We start from the raw sequence: 14715 nt of genomic DNA, 5'->3' as shown, positions 1-14715 counted from the left end.
AAAGAATTAGTTAACTTTAAACTTCGACGATGATTCCTGGAGGGCGATCGCCACCTCTGAGAGTGAGCCGAGCTGCTCGGACATCGTCTCGGATTGGGTCGCTGTTTTTTGCGCTACCGTTGCGACAGACTTCATCGTTTGCGTCACCTTCTTAGATGCTTCCCGCTGGGAGACCGTTGCTTTCGAGATGGAGTTCAATACTTTGTCGATCTCTTCACTAATGCGTGCCACATTTTGGAGCGTGGTTTTCGTTTTCCGTACCAGTTCTGTTCCGGTGACAACCTGTGATGTACTGTCTTCCATCATTTTCATCATTTCCACCGTCTCTTCCTGAATACCACCAATCAGTTGCTCAATCTCTTGGGCAGAACTTGTAACCTGCTCTGCCAGACGTCGGACCTCATCCGCAACCACTCGGAAACCTTGACCATTTTCACCCGCACGTGTTGCCTCAATGGAGGCGTTAAATGCCAGGAGGTTCGTTTTCTCGGAGATGTCAGAAATGATGTTGACAATCTTCGAAATCTCTTGGGAAGACTCAGCCAAGCGTTTTGCTTTTTTGGAGGTGTCTGCTACCGAGGTTCGAATCGTATCAATGTTAGATACCGTTTCGTCCATGGTTTGTTGACCCTGTTGTGCAGCGAGACGGGAGGTGCGGGCAATTTTCGCCGCGACTTGGGCAGATTTCGCAACGGATTGAATCGATTGGGCAATACCCTGAACCGATTTTTCCGCCGACTGAATCGATTGCTCTTGGAGTCGTGCTTCATCTGAGAGCTGGGTAATTAAACCTGTGTTGCTGATAGCGGAGTCATGCACTTGGTTCGCAGAACTTTGTACCTGTGCAACCAGGTCTTGCAGACTTCGCATCGTGGCGTTAAATGCGTCTGCAATCGAACCGACTTCCCCTTCGTCCACAAGGGCTTGTACTCTGAGGTCACCACGGCGGGCTTCTTCAATGCGTAGGAGTAAGCGAATTACCCCCTGTTGTAGTCGCTCACGCTCTTTCCGTTGGAAGATTGCCTCTCGTTCGTTGGCTTCTGATTGACGGGCGATCGCCTCAGTAGAAGTAAGAATATCTTCTGCCATCTCGTTAAACGTTTCTGCCAAGAGACCAATCTCATCCCGTGTCTCCGCTTCTGCACGAGCACTCAAGTCCCCTTGACCGAAATCTTGAGCTGCTTTCTGCAAATCCTGAATCGGCTTACTGATAGCTCGTCCTAACAAGCCTGCCAATACTGCCGACATCGTGATTGCCACGACACCCACACCGACTTGGAGCAATAAACTACTCCGGAGCAGAGCATTTAAGTTTTCAACCGGAGTTCCTCGTACCAAAATAGCCACAGGTTGACCTGCATTATTCTTGAGACTAACCGCTGCAAGGGTATAGCTTTGTCCCGCAACTTCTTTTCTTGACGTAACGATTTCTCCATTAGCAGCGGTGGCATCCTCTAGCAACTCAGTCGTTGGGAGAGCTAGAGCCTCTGCTTCATCGATACTGGTGTGAATTACTAATTGTCCCGCTGCTCCATTACCTGCACCTTCAAGCGTTTCTGATGCAGCAGTAGAGAAATTAAAAGACCCATCATCATTAATGTGATAGACCGCACTGTAACCAGAGTCAAAGGCTTTAACTGTTTCAGTCGGAATGGCGACTTTGCCTTCAAGCACAAGGTCACCAGAAACCAAGACACCAACCACTTGACCACCACTGCTAGTTACTGGCGTTACTGTGTAACGAACAAGAGCCTTATCTTCCGGAGATGTTCCTTCTGGTAAAGGCGGTTTTTCGGCCTCGATCTCCTCCCATGGGATAAGTTCACTGGTTTTGATCTGACTTGGATTTGCCAAAACCTCGCTGACCAAACCATTAGGGTCAAAAGTATCACCTGCACGATTTTCATTGGCATTAACAATGATTTTTTTATCGTTACCCACTAGGGTCGCGAATTCAATGTTTCGTGCTTGAATCTCATTCTTTAGAATTGCATCTACCTGCGATCGCACTCCTGGTGAAACTTGACGCGTTTGAGCATACTCTGTCGCAGCTTCAATAACCGCTACGTTATCGGACTGACCCCGGAAACCGAAACCCATCTGGTTGATTTTAATGTCGTATTGAATTTCGTTTACCGCCAGCTCTGATGAGGCTTGTTCACGCAACTGACTTTGACCAGAAGTGGTCGTAATCGCAATACCTGCACCGACTACTCCCGTTAGGGTCAGGAGACTGGAGAGCAACATGCCACCAAACTGCTTTTGGGCGATCGGTAAGTCTCGTAGTCGACTGAGAACTTGATTGGCTCGTTGGTTGCTTGGTTTTGTTGGTTTGGGCTGACCAAGGAAATCGATATCATTGGCCGTTTGCTTCTCGCGTGGATGTACGACTTCAGGTTCTACTGTTTGCTCTTGTTTTGGCGATGCGGATCCCACAAGCTGTTCATTTGGGAAACGTTCCTGGAGATCTTCTAATGCTTTCTGGGCGCTGGCAGAGAAGACCTCTTCCTTGTCGTTCTCAATGATGTATACGTAGACAGAGGCTGCTTCTTTGGCATGCCCTTCACTCTCAAAGGCGTTTGCTAGGCTGATTTGGGCAACCATATCCGAAGGGTCAGCCGTTACTTCGCGTCTGAGGGCTTCAATATTTTCAGAATAAGATTGCGTTGGATCTGGGGCAGGGACTGAGGATTGTTGAGGAGATTGGGTTGGCGGGTCTGCTTCGATGCTCTTACCCAGATTCTTTAATGCTTGTTCTGCACTTGCTGCAAAAACACCTTCGGTGTCAGTCTTGATAATATCTCGATAGACTTCTGCTGCCTCGTCTACAAAACCTTCTTCTTCATACTGACTGGCAAGGTTGAGCTTCGTTATCACATCCGTCGGATCGACGGCGATCGCCGCTTGTAGTTCTTTGATGGCGGGCGAATAATTAGACTGGTTAAATGTATCAGTTGTAGCCGTCATAACAATCCTTGTGACTTAGTAAGACTTTGAGTTGAACAAAAAAAAGGTAAAAACTGCACCGGAGCCCAAAAAACAAACAATATTGGATAAACTTATCGACCGTTTTGCAGATGCTGAAATAACTGAGGCGTATCTAGCAGTAGCCCGAGCTGACTATTTGGGAGTTCAATTTCACTCTTACAAAAAGCGTAAGCTGCCTGATGGTAAGTTTGAACCTCCCTTTGTTGCCCAAGATGGCAGTTGACAATTCCCTTTAAACTATCCACGTAGCAACCGATTTGGCCTTGTTCAGATGTCACCAACACTAAAGTGGATTTTGCCTGGGGATTTTGGCGAGTAGAATCCCCCCAATCCCGATTTAATAGACGTAAATCCATTGTCCAGATAAGTTGTCCTCTCAGGTTTAAAACACCAGTGACCCCCTGCGGGACACCGGGCAAGGGGCAAATTTCGCGCTGTTGTACCGTGATGATCTCGGCAATATCACTTAGCGGAATTAAAAGTAGAGTTTGGCTAAGAGATGGCGATGAATTGTTGGGATAAAGCTGTACTTGGAAATAGTCAGCCGTGGCCGCAAGTGTGGACATAATTTGTGGGAGCCTTGACTTTAAAAAGACGAAGTTTCAAGCACGACATAGACACTAGAGATGTGCCTTCACCGTTTTAATCAAATCCATTGGACTATAAGGCTTTGTAATATAAGCATTGCCGCCCTGACGTAGCGCCCAAAACCGATCAAACTCTTCACTTTTGTTAGAACAAAAAATAATTGGAATATCGGCATAACCTAAAGTCTCCCGAATCTCACGGCAGAGCTCTAGACCATTCATGTCTGGCATAACGATATCTAAAAGAATCAAGTCCGGCTGGTCATTACTTTTCAGCCAGTCAAGCGCTTCTTCTCCGTTATCAGCGATATCAACTTTGATTTCCATCTTCTCAAGCAAGGCCTGAACCAGCTTTTGCTCAGACTTGGAATCCTCTACAACTAATGCATTTTTCATGAGTGTTGCCTCTGCCCTTTACTATCTTGTTAAGTCGTTATGAAAGTTTGGATTCAGGAAGATTAGCTGGTAAATATGACTGCACTAACTGAATTAATTCTTGGGGATTAAATGGTTTTGCGATAAAGTCCGATGCCCCAACCATGCGAGCACGAATGCGATCAAGTAAACCATCTCGGCCAGTTAACATCACTACAGGTATATTTTTAAGGATTCTGGACTGATTAAACATCCGACAAAGCTCGTAACCATCGATATCCGGCATATTAATATCCATTAAGATCACCTCTGGGCGTTGACGGGCAAATGTTGTAAGAGCCTGAGCCGGTTCTGTGACTCCGACAACCTGGAAGCCGCTAGCTTCGAGTGTCATTTTGACAATACGCTGAGTCGCCTTACTATCGTCAATACAAGCGATTAAGGGGCGTTCCGGCCGAATCAGTTCTTGATAAGGAAGTACCCTGATCCCACCTGCTTGGATTAGTGGTTTTAGTAATGTACCTAACTGGATAGTGGTTTGTTTAACTTGAAAACTGAGTTCATACAATGTGTTTTTTTTATGAAGCTCTTCGACTATGCTCTCAACAAATTCATAATCCTCTACGTTCAGCCAAGATTGATGGACGATCTGCTCAACATTTTCCAAATACAAACGCTCAAAAGGAGAGCTGATTTCTGATCGTAGTTGTACGACACTGCGTATTTGATCCTGTAGCGGACGAACCATTTGCTTCAATGCTAATGAGAGAAGTAATGGATCTAAAGATTTTGATGAACGCTTAAATGACATTGCTGCCCGTGGCAAAGCCAAAACTTGAGTAATGGCTTCCTGGGTGAGGAAATAAAGCACTTGTCGGACTTGTTTAAGGGAGAATTTCCCCATCTGCCAAATTTTACAAACGTATGAATATTCGTCTGTAAGGTTATTGGGAATGGGAAAGTCAGTGTTTGGAAATAATAGTTTTAGTAAATATTCCAAACGTTCCCGCTTACCGATGCCACTAGTGGCATAGTGAAGTTTGCCGTCTCCGAAGTGTAAGTGCCAATAAACTGACTCATCTGAAGGGTCGAATATTGTGACGGTGCCCGAGAGCTTTTTGAGGATCAGACTCTGAAGAGCTTTCCCCGGAATCACAACTTTTTTTGTAGCAGTATCCTGCACTTCCATAAAACTACGTGAGATAGAGCTAGGAGAGGGTCAAAACATCGAATACTAGGGTGATTAAAAACAGATAAGTATATTTATCTATGTTGTAGTCATTCCTCTAATATTTCTGTGTTTTTTTTTGACATCCGGCAATTTTTTATGTTCTTTTTCGCATCATATGATAGCTGTGTTCAGTTCATACGATGACAAATATCTTCTAGTATTCTGATAATTCCCTAGCTTAGTAACTAAATTATTACCCTCCCTAAAGCCTACCCCCTGCATTGTATTTCGGTAGCGTTAAATGCTTAGTGAATGGTTAAGGTTAATTCAAATAAGGGAGGATTGAACGTTACGCTTTATTAAAATTCTGAAGGGAATTGATTAATGAGCCTCTAATGAGAGTTTAAAAAGAAGCCTGAAGAGATTTCCCTATGTTGATTTTGATTGAAGGGTCTCAGTATTTTTACTGAATAATGAGGCTAGAATATTTGTATATCAATAGTTTGATCTGATATTGAACATCTTGTAATTGGTGTCTGATGTTCTGAAAGATAATGTGCTTCAAGAACCGTTTTTTTTGATATCAGACTTCGTTAGAGAGTCCCTACCTCACAAGGGCAACTATCTGGATTTCATGATAATCAATAAAGCCTAAGTGTTTTCCATGTTTTTTCTGGCAAGTTGAACATTCGCCGAAGTATTTCATGGAAATAGAAAGGAGATTATAGGGCTTATTTTCTGTGTTAGCAGGAGTGAGTAATTGAATTGGATCAATGATTGATTTTTAAGGCTTTTTTGAATTGTTATCACCCACTCACAAGCGGAAACAAACAATCTATTAAGCCATCGTGAATTGGGACATGGGCTTAGTGAATTGGGGCTTTGGGGAAGTAAATTGGGGGGCGACAGGCTTGCTGGTCTTGGGTTGTGGTTCCTGATTTTGTGTGTAGGACTGAACTAACTCCACTAAATCTTGTGGTTTGAAAGGCTTTGCAATATAAGCTGTAGAGCCAACTACCCGAGCACGCATGCGATCCAACAAACCATCTCTGCCAGTCAGCATGATGACCGGAATGTCTTTCATGATATTGGACTGGTTAAACATCCGACAAAGTTCATAGCCATTGATATCTGGCATGTTAATGTCCATCAAAATCAATTCTGGGCGTTTGTTGACAAAAGTACTGAGAGCTTGGGCTGGATCCGTAATGCCCACCACTTCAAGGCCGCTCGCCTCAAGGGTCATTTTGACAATTCTCTGGGTGGCCTTACTGTCGTCAATACAGGCGATAAGTGGTCGAGGGGCTGTTGTTTTAACGGCGTATGGTGAGACCTTGATTTCACCGGCATACACCATCGGCTTCACCAAATTGCCCAGGGTAATGGTTGTTTGACCCGTTTGCTCACACAGTTCGTAAAGAGTGCGTGACTCAGCGAGTTGTGTATTGAGGCCTTTGATAGAAAAGCAGTTTTCAATATCTAAGTCTGGTTGTGCAACTTGGTTCGTTGAGTCTAGTTGCAATCGTTGGAAAGGAGAACCAATCACTGTTCGTAATCTAACAACACTACGAATTTGGTTCTGAAGTGAGCGGAGCATATTGCGCAGAGGCACGGAAAGCAATGCTGGGCTTAACTGAGGATGCTTCGCACTGTAAGTAATCGCGGCCCTGGGGAGGGATAAAACCTGGGCGATCGCCTCTTGAGTTAGATAATAAAGAACACTTTTTACCTGCTTTTCAGAAAGTTTGCCTGTTCCTAGAACCTTGTTGAGATACTGGTACTCTGTTGCACTGTTTAGATTATCGGGGATCGGAAACTTTGTGTTGGGGAAAAGCTGTTTCAGAAGATAGGTGAGGCGTACCTTGTGACCCATCCCACTCGTTGCATACTGAAGGTTGCCTTCTGTGAAATACAAGTGCCAAGAGATTGACTCATCCGCAGGATCAAAAATGGTGACTAATCCTGATGCCTTTTTCATGATCAAAGCCCGGAGAGCCTTGCCTGGAATGACAACTCTTTTGGCGGTGATATCTTGTGATTCCATAGATTTACCTTGTTGCACTTAAATTGGAGATTGAGAAAGTAAATTTTTAGGCTAGTGGCGCTGAGGAAGATCGATTCATTTAAGCGATTAATAAATAATCTATTAAATATTGATCCCTTCAATACCTGAGCGCTATGTCGCCATATCTGGTAAATGAACCTCTATAGTTCTCTGAGAATTATTGATAAATTAGTCTTTTTGATTGCACTTAAGTCCAAGACTTGTCTGGAATCAGGTCAGCCTAATTAAATCATTAACACTAGATGCTACTTTTGTTTCTTAACGTTTTTATAGAAACATCGGAATTGTTTATCATCATAGGCTGGTGTAATGATGGAATGGATCCGCTAAATCACTTAATCAGTTGGGTAGTGGTGCACTAGTAATGGTTGTGGAAGAATAGGGGCAAGATTAAACGTCAAGTCTCACCGTGCTCACTTGCCCTCAATGTCAGTCTCCCAGCACCATTAAATATGGTCACACCCATTCGGGAAAGCAGCGCTATCGTTGCCATGAATGTGGTCGCCAGTTTGTGGAACATCCTGCCCACCCTCCCATTGCAACTGACACTCGTCAATTGATTGACCGTCTCCTATTAGAACGTCTCTCTCTCGCTGGTATCACTCGTGCCACAGGGGTCTCTCTGCGCTGGCTACAGTACTATGTCAATGCCAAATTAGAGACTGTGCCTCACGAGTTACCTGTGACTCAAAAAAAAGAGGGCAACTGACCATCGAAATGGATGAATTGTGGTCTTTTGTCGGTAGTAAAGGTGAGAAAGCATGGATTTGGCTGGCTCTTGACCGAGACACCCGAGAGGTGGTGGGATATGCCATCGGAGACCGTAGTCAAAAGACTGCGAAACAATTATGGGATTCTCTGCCTCCTGTGTATCGTCAGTGTGCGCTGGTCTACACCGATTATTGGGATGCCTATGGCTGTGTCTTACCGAGTAAACGTCATCGAGTTGTGGGCAAGGAGACTGGACAAACAAATCATATTGAGAGATTCAACAACACTCTACGTCAGAGAACGTCCCGCTTAGTCCGTCAGGCACTTTCCTTCTCGAAGAAGTGGGAAAACCACATTGGAGCAGTGGTCTATTTTCTCAGACACTATAATCTCTCTCTTCAGTTATGACCATTACTTGTGCATCACTACCATCAGTTGTTTATCGATCTTTACAAGAAAAAGATAAACATACTGAATAGAGCCGCTGTTTGATTGAAAATTTAAAATCTAGGATTTGTGTTTTTAATGAATGATTAGGAGATCCTTCATCATACAGAGCCCTGTTTAAATAGGGTTTTGGGGAATCCGGATTTTTTGTAAGTGTTTTTTCCAAGGAAAAAGAATGGCATGATAATAAGTGTTTCTTTGACTAATATAAATCTAAGGAAAAATAAAACCCTGAGCTTTCGAGCGTGGAAAATAAAGGCTTAATATAGCAGTGGCTGGATAGTTTTAGAATGAGGAGAGAAGTATGTATCTAACGTGAGTTCTGGATAAGGAATGATAGGTCTAATCAAGCTGTAAAGAAGGTTTTTTGGGTTGATGGCAGTAAGCAATCAGCCCACACAGCGAGTTCACACAAAAGTTTGTGGGACTGCGATGTCGGGAATGTTCAATCTGTGAGATGTTCTTCAGTTGGTCAATAACTGTCTCAATCAAAGCCCGCTTACGAGCAAAAAGTTTATCTTGATAAACCATCAAATGATGCTTCATATTTCGACGAGGTTTAGCCATTAGGGTCACCTCATGTTCCTCTTGAAGATGCTGGGCTAAAGATTGTGAGACATAGCCTTTATCGGCAAAGACTTTACCCCATAAGTCTTGCCATAACTCCACTACAGGTTGGCGGTCATCGGTATTTCCGGGCGTCACTTGGACGTTGAGTAATTCTCCTCGCTCATTGATGACCAGGTGTAGTTTGAAGTCGAAGAACCATCCCACCGAAGTCTTGCCCCTTGCCGCGCAACCTTCAAAAACACGGTGTTGAGAGATACGGCGATTATGGCAAACCTTGATGCTGGTGGCATCAATGAAGCTAATACCAGTGCATTATCCGAAGCATCGTCGCAGATATGTACAGAGAGGAATCAAGCTCGAAGGTATCCATGTCACAAAGCGTTGATAGCTCACAGCTAGAGGAAACTCTTGTTGCCAATCGCATTTCACCTTGATGAGATAGAAATGCTTGAAATTTCGATAGTAAGATTGATGGAAAGCAATGAGAATAGTCATCACCTCACTCAGACTGAGGCTTCTCTGACGGCGACGGTATTTTTTGCCAGAGCTGAGTAACGCTTGATGCCATAAGGGTTCAAAGACTTGGCAGAAATCATCAACATGGCAAAACAGAGCCTCTAGACTGGACATGGGAGAAAGCCGTGGATTCGTTACAACTTCCACGATATGGGCTTTCTCCTTTTCTTTCCTTATCCAGAACTCACGTTATCTAGATTAAAAATGCCAGCAGCTGATAGTGATGACCTACGATGTAAAGCCCTTGCTGTGCTAGCACGAAGTATCCCGAAAAAAGATGTCTGTGAAATGTTCGGTATTGGCCTTAATAGTCTTGGCATTGCAGAATAGAGGAATGAATCTATGAGCATTGGGAGACAGGAACATCCTCGAATTTGAGGTCATGAATCAGCAATCGAATCGAATGCTCTAACATTTCCAGAGACTTTGAATAACATCAAGTCTTTCGATGAAGTCGAGCGAGATAGTGCCGCAATCGAATATTCTCCCCTTCCACATGAGCCATGTAGGTCTTACTGACAACCTAGTCACTATCTGGTATAAACATGGGATACACTTTCCAGCCATCTGTGACGTAGAAGAAATGACCTCTTGCAAAAGGTTATAGCAATTCAAAATTGTAAAGACCAGCAATGAGATTGAGTCTTAATCCCCATCTCCGACGGCGGTTACGATATCGACTGGATAAGAGGCGGAATCTTTTGAGCATTCTGAATACCATCTCAATGATGATTCTTTGAGCTGCTAAGAGCTGATTCTCCTGTTTCTGTTCCGCAGTCAACTCTCCTCCTTTAGGCTTCTTGTGAGGAGTGTGACTCCGCTGATGCCGCTTGTGTAGACCTTGATATCCGGCGTCGGCAAGGCAGAGTTGTCCCTGCTGAAAATGCACTCTACTCTTTTTGAGTAGTTTGAAGTCATGGGTGCTACCTTTCTCACAGTCACAACAGATAATCTGTGCCCACTGCCAAGCAATAACTATTTGAGCTTTAAGGGAATGATGCTTCTTTTTCCTGAGTAGTAAAGACGTTGTTTTTTTGGGCTTTTCAATCGCCTGTTCTGTGGCATCCATCACCACTACTGTTAGAGATAACTCTTCTGAACCATGGAGCTGTTTCATGCTGGGTAAGTGGCAATCGGTTTCTTTGATGAGTGTATTCTCTGTTTTTTGCACCATGCGACAAACTGTTGATTCATGAATGCCCCATGATTGAGCGATAGGAAAATAAGTGCGATATTCCCTCAGATATTCCAAGGTGAGGAGTAACTGATTTTCCAGGGATAAAATACTGGGACGACCGGGTTTTTGCTTTGCTTTAGCTTCTGCTAGGACTTCTACCAGACGATTGAAGGTCTGAAGCTTAACTCCACAGGCTCTCCTGAATTGTTCTGGAGATAAATGTTGGAGCTGTTCGTAAGTTGGCATTTCTATCGCTATGGCTCTGATACTTTCCTCTTTTTTACCTACTCTCACCCCTTTTGCAAGAGCTCAAATCTACACAGATGTGATTGTGTTTGCCTTTTTTTTCGTTCTTACGGATATGATTAAATTGACATTCCGGACATTTCATTGGGTCAGCATCATCCATTCATACCTCTATTTTGCAATGCCAGAAAGGGATATACCGTTATTGATACATCCCCTTTTCAATGAATTAAATTCGTATTCTGCTTAGCAAATTAAGCAAAAGCTGTTGTAATGCGCTTCATGGCTTCGAGGACATTATCGCGGGAATTGAACGCAGAGATACGGAAATACCCTTCGCCTGCCGCACCGAAACCAGAACCCGGTGTACCGACAACGTTGCAGTTGATCAAAAGCTTATCGAAGAAGTCCCAGCTTGTGAGACCTTCAGGGGTTTTTACCCAAACATAGGGGGCATTCACACCACCGAAAACTTCGAAGCCCACGGACTGAAGTTCTTTGCGGATGATCGCTGCGTTTTCAAGGTAGAAGCTAATCAATTCTTTGATTTGGCTTTGGCCCGCATCGGAGTAAACCGCTTCTGCACCACGTTGAACGATGTAGGAAACACCATTGAACTTTGTAGATTGGCGACGGTTCCATAGCTTCCAAAGTTGTACTTCTTCGCCACTGTCAGTCTTAACAGTCAAAGTCTTGGGGACAACAGTGAATGCACAGCGAGTTCCGGTGAAACCGGCGTTCTTAGAGAAGGAACGGAATTCAATCGCACAGTCCTTTGCACCGTCTAGCTCATAGATGGAGTGGGGGAGAGAATCATCGGTGATAAATGCTTCGTAGGCGGCATCAAAGAAAATGATGGAGCCATTAGCTTTAGCGTAATCTACCCAAGCCTGGAGCTGTGCTTTTGTTGCTGTGGCACCAGTGGGGTTGTTAGGGAAGCAGAGATAAATGAGGTCAACTTTCTCAGAAGGAATCTCAGCGGTAAAGTCGTTTGCTGCGGTGATGGGGATGTAGGTTAAGCCACCATATTTGCCAGACTCATCGGCATCGCCTGTGTGACCAGCCATGACGTTGGTGTCAACGTAAACGGGGTAAACAGGGTCAGTGACCGCAATGGTATTGTCTTTGCCAAAAATATCGAGAATATTACCTGTATCGCACTTGGCACCGTCGGATACAAAAATCTCGGATGCGTCGATATCACAGCCTCTAGACTGGAAATCATGGGTGGCAATTGCTTCTCTCAGCCAACCGTAACCTTGCTCAGGGCCATAGCCTTTAAAGCTGGCGCGATCGCCCATATCTTCAATTGCTTTTGCCATCGCTTCACGACAAGCAACAGGGAGAGGCTCGGTAACATCACCAATGCCGAGTTTAATGATGGGTGCATCGGGATTGTCCGCGATAAATGCGTTTACACGGCGAGCAATTTCTGGGAACAGATAGCCAGCCTTTAATTTGAGGTAATTTTCGTTAATTTTGACCATAGGACAATATGTTTAGAAAGATGCCGTAGAACAGGTTACCTTATCATCCCATGGCCATGTTGTTGCAAGCTTACAATCCCAAGGCTTGGCGTGTGGCTGCACCGACGACGCCATCCATCTCTAAGCCTCTTTGTTCTTGGAAGGCGATCACTGCGAGTTTCGTCTTTGTCCCAAAAACGCCATCTATTGCGATGGGTTTGTCCAGAAGTTTGTAGTAGTTGAGATTAGTCTGGAGGTCTTCAACGGCTGACCCTTTCATGAGATTGCCCTTGACGTATTGTAAATTCTCCTGCGAATCTTCGGTGCTAGTCGCGGCTTCAACTGTTGGTGATTGAATATTGCTAGAGTTGGCGGATTTGACGGAGATGCCACTGACATATTCGCGCGCCACCCAGTTGCCTGTACTTAATTGATACCAGCCATTTTCTTCACGGACAATATCGGGTAAGGCACTACCTTTTGGCAAACATTTCAGGCGATCGCCATTAGGAGCAACCCGTACATTTAAACAACCAGACTGGACATTCACGGTGGCATTGGTGATGGGCTGGGATAAGACTGTCGCTTCGGCGATCGCCCCACTCCCGAGGGTGACCTGACTCCCCAAAATCAAAATGCCAATATAGCTCAGCCACCTAGAATTTACAGGTACTTTTAGCCAAGAAAAGTCAAGCTCAATTGGCTCTAACTCGTGGGTTGTTTCGTAGGCGGCATAGGCGGCGGCGATCGCTAAAGTCTCCATGGTTCAGACTCTCCCTGAAAGTGAGTTTTACTATTTGTGGTTACGACAAAAACTCATACTTACGTAGCCCGGAAAATGTAAAAAGAATTGTCGCATCAGTCTCTTACGTCTATGATATGCAGCCTTCTAGGAAAGGTCAGCTCTTGTTTCAATTCTGAAAACAAAATCTGTCAGAGGTTTGAGCTTTGTAACACTGGATGTCAATGGGCTGAATCCCGAAACCGCTGGGTAAGATAAAAGTAGACACTTGATGGCATGGGCAATGACCACACAACTCCTTGAAAATCGCTACCGGATCTTGAAAGCGCTGGGACAGGGAGGTTTTGGCGAAACGTTTCTGGCTGAAGATCTACATATGCCATCGAGTCGCCGTTGTGTGATCAAGCAACTCAAACCTGTAACCAATGACCCCGCGATTTATCAATTGGTAAAGGAGCGCTTTCAGCGGGAAGCGGTGATTTTAGAGAAATTAGGAGAAGGCAATCGGCAAATCCCGACGTTGTTTGCCTACTTTACGGAGCAGGGACAATTCTATTTAGTTCAGGAATGGATTGAAGGAGAAACACTCGCTGAGGCGATCGCCCAATCAGGCTTATGGACTAGTGCTGACATCACTAGGCTTTTACTTGGCATTTTGCCCGTCCTGGATTTTATTCATGATCAAGGCATTGTCCATCGCGATATTAAACCGGACAATATCATTCTCCGTAAGGGCGATCGCCAACCCGTACTGATTGACTTTGGTGCAGTGAAAGAAACCATGGGCACTGTGATTAATACCGCTGGACAAACGACCAGTTCCATCGTGATCGGTACACCCGGTTTTATGTCTTCAGAGCAATCGATTGGCCGCCCAGTATTTGGGAGTGATCTTTATAGTCTGGGTTTAACGGCTATTTATTTACTCACAGGCAAATTCCCCAATGAATTCCCCTCTGATCCAGCAACCGGGAAACTCCTCTGGCAGGATGATGTCCCGAATCTAGACCCTCACCTTGCCGCTGTCCTTAACCAAGCAGTTTGTACCCATCCGCGCGATCGCTTCGGAAATGCTAATGCAATGTTGAGAGCACTACAAAATTCTCCTGGTAGTAACCCAGCTCCAGTACCTCCAACATCTGTTCCTGCCACCTATCACCAACCTAAACCGACTCCCGAAAGCGTACCGCCTACGGCCACACCTGCTACTCCAAACTCTGAGCCAGCAATTTTTGCGGAGAGTGTGAGTGCCTATCCCACAGAAACAAAACAAAGCATGGCTGGCTGGCAAAAAACAATTCTCACAGGTGGCATTATTGGTTTCTTTCTTGTCGGAGGAGTTGCTCTAAATAATCAATTAAACAGTACTCAAACTGAACCCTCTGAGCCAACCCCTTCCGTAATTCCGCCAGAACCAATCCCAGAACCAATCGTTGTTGATGAAACCTCTGCATATGGCAGATATACCGATTTGATCCAAGTGATTACCTGTGACACCGCCTTGGAGGAGTATGGCAGTTATAACGATTGGGGCTATTGGGAAGCTGATGGGACTGTCTGTGGCGCTGATGCTCAATCAGGATATTGGGTCTATGTCTATCCCGATTGGTATGTGTGGGAAACGGAAGTAGAGAATTAATTAAAAATAAGCCTG

General features: G+C 44.7%; 11 protein-coding genes and 2 pseudogenes. 3 read left to right on the top strand and 10 right to left on the bottom strand.

Features of this window, described 5'->3' with window-relative positions; translation table 11 throughout:
• Positions 1–6: 6 nt before the first annotated feature.
• The 5 genes from LEPTO7376_RS03585 to LEPTO7376_RS03565 form a co-directional block, all read right to left on the bottom strand.
• Positions 7–2967, bottom strand: coding sequence for a methyl-accepting chemotaxis protein (locus LEPTO7376_RS03585; protein ID WP_015132887.1), 2961 nt, complete (start codon positions 2965–2967; stop codon positions 7–9).
• Between the two features lie 92 nt (positions 2968–3059).
• Positions 3060–3554, bottom strand: a complete 495-nt coding sequence (locus LEPTO7376_RS03580; RefSeq protein WP_015132886.1) for a chemotaxis protein CheW — start codon at positions 3552–3554, stop codon at positions 3060–3062.
• Between the two features lie 54 nt (positions 3555–3608).
• Positions 3609–3971, bottom strand: coding sequence for a PleD family two-component system response regulator (locus LEPTO7376_RS03575; RefSeq protein WP_015132885.1), 363 nt, complete (start codon positions 3969–3971; stop codon positions 3609–3611).
• A 37-nt stretch (positions 3972–4008) separates the two neighbouring features.
• Positions 4009–5139, bottom strand: coding sequence for a response regulator (locus LEPTO7376_RS03570; RefSeq protein WP_015132884.1), 1131 nt, complete (start codon positions 5137–5139; stop codon positions 4009–4011).
• 820 nt (positions 5140–5959) lie between these two features.
• Positions 5960–7165, bottom strand: coding sequence for a response regulator (locus LEPTO7376_RS03565; protein ID WP_015132883.1), 1206 nt, complete (start codon positions 7163–7165; stop codon positions 5960–5962).
• A gap of 430 nt (positions 7166–7595) precedes the next feature.
• On the opposite strand from LEPTO7376_RS03565, the gene LEPTO7376_RS24355 reads away from it, so the two are divergent.
• A protein-coding gene (locus tag LEPTO7376_RS24355) for an IS1 family transposase (protein ID WP_225901104.1) occupies positions 7596–8305 on the top strand; the annotation gives its coding sequence in 2 pieces (ribosomal slippage) (positions 7596–7875 and positions 7875–8305; 711 coding nt in all).
• Between the two features lie 381 nt (positions 8306–8686).
• Here LEPTO7376_RS24355 and LEPTO7376_RS03550 read toward each other — a convergent pair.
• Positions 8687–9544, bottom strand: a pseudogene (locus tag LEPTO7376_RS03550) (IS982 family transposase).
• 90 nt (positions 9545–9634) lie between these two features.
• Between LEPTO7376_RS03550 and LEPTO7376_RS28240 the strand changes: the two are divergent.
• The gene (locus LEPTO7376_RS28240; protein WP_264308969.1) at positions 9635–9760 is read left to right on the top strand and encodes a hypothetical protein; all 126 of its coding nucleotides are present in this window, start codon (positions 9635–9637) and stop codon (positions 9758–9760) included.
• Between the two features lie 10 nt (positions 9761–9770).
• On the opposite strand, the pseudogene LEPTO7376_RS26175 reads toward LEPTO7376_RS28240, so the two are convergent.
• The 4 genes and pseudogenes from LEPTO7376_RS26175 to LEPTO7376_RS03530 all read right to left on the bottom strand — a co-directional run.
• A pseudogene (locus LEPTO7376_RS26175) lies at positions 9771–10013 on the bottom strand (IS1 family transposase); the annotation flags it as partial.
• An 18-nt stretch (positions 10014–10031) separates the two neighbouring features.
• Positions 10032–10853 carry an IS5 family transposase gene (locus LEPTO7376_RS03540; protein ID WP_015132881.1) on the bottom strand — a complete coding sequence of 274 codons (822 nt, stop codon included), beginning with the start codon at positions 10851–10853 and terminating at the stop codon, positions 10032–10034.
• Positions 10854–11107: 254 nt separating this feature from the next.
• Positions 11108–12340, bottom strand: a complete 1233-nt coding sequence (locus LEPTO7376_RS03535) for an LL-diaminopimelate aminotransferase (RefSeq protein ID WP_015132880.1) — start codon at positions 12338–12340, stop codon at positions 11108–11110.
• A 70-nt stretch (positions 12341–12410) separates the two neighbouring features.
• Positions 12411–13082: a peptidoglycan-binding domain-containing protein gene (locus LEPTO7376_RS03530; RefSeq protein ID WP_015132879.1), complete on the bottom strand. Its 672-nt coding sequence runs from the start codon at positions 13080–13082 to the stop codon at positions 12411–12413.
• 262 nt (positions 13083–13344) lie between these two features.
• On the opposite strand from LEPTO7376_RS03530, the gene LEPTO7376_RS03525 reads away from it, so the two are divergent.
• Positions 13345–14700 carry a serine/threonine-protein kinase gene (locus LEPTO7376_RS03525; RefSeq protein ID WP_160148373.1) on the top strand — a complete coding sequence of 452 codons (1356 nt, stop codon included), beginning with the start codon at positions 13345–13347 and terminating at the stop codon, positions 14698–14700.
• Positions 14701–14715: the final 15 nt, after the last annotated feature.

The sequence above is a fragment of the [Leptolyngbya] sp. PCC 7376 genome (assembly GCF_000316605.1).
Classification (GTDB): domain Bacteria; phylum Cyanobacteriota; class Cyanobacteriia; order Cyanobacteriales; family MRBY01; genus MRBY01.
Note: the sequence above shows the minus strand (reverse complement) of the source record. Positions and strands in the feature narration are given on the sequence as shown.

What these genes read in the sequence shown, in the direction of transcription:
- LEPTO7376_RS03585 (WP_015132887.1), bottom strand. Translation starts at nt 2,967, where the DNA reads ATGACGGCTACAACTGATACATTTAACCAGTCTAATTATTCGCCCGCC.
- LEPTO7376_RS03580 (WP_015132886.1), bottom strand. Translation starts at nt 3,554, where the DNA reads ATGTCCACACTTGCGGCCACGGCTGACTATTTCCAAGTACAGCTTTAT.
- LEPTO7376_RS03575 (WP_015132885.1), bottom strand. Translation starts at nt 3,971, where the DNA reads ATGAAAAATGCATTAGTTGTAGAGGATTCCAAGTCTGAGCAAAAGCTG.
- LEPTO7376_RS03570 (WP_015132884.1), bottom strand. Translation starts at nt 5,139, where the DNA reads ATGGAAGTGCAGGATACTGCTACAAAAAAAGTTGTGATTCCGGGGAAA.
- LEPTO7376_RS03565 (WP_015132883.1), bottom strand. Translation starts at nt 7,165, where the DNA reads ATGGAATCACAAGATATCACCGCCAAAAGAGTTGTCATTCCAGGCAAG.
- LEPTO7376_RS28240 (WP_264308969.1), top strand. Translation starts at nt 9,635, where the DNA reads ATGCCAGCAGCTGATAGTGATGACCTACGATGTAAAGCCCTTGCTGTG.
- LEPTO7376_RS03540 (WP_015132881.1), bottom strand. Translation starts at nt 10,853, where the DNA reads ATGCCAACTTACGAACAGCTCCAACATTTATCTCCAGAACAATTCAGG.
- LEPTO7376_RS03535 (WP_015132880.1), bottom strand. Translation starts at nt 12,340, where the DNA reads ATGGTCAAAATTAACGAAAATTACCTCAAATTAAAGGCTGGCTATCTG.
- LEPTO7376_RS03530 (WP_015132879.1), bottom strand. Translation starts at nt 13,082, where the DNA reads ATGGAGACTTTAGCGATCGCCGCCGCCTATGCCGCCTACGAAACAACC.
- LEPTO7376_RS03525 (WP_160148373.1), top strand. Translation starts at nt 13,345, where the DNA reads ATGACCACACAACTCCTTGAAAATCGCTACCGGATCTTGAAAGCGCTG.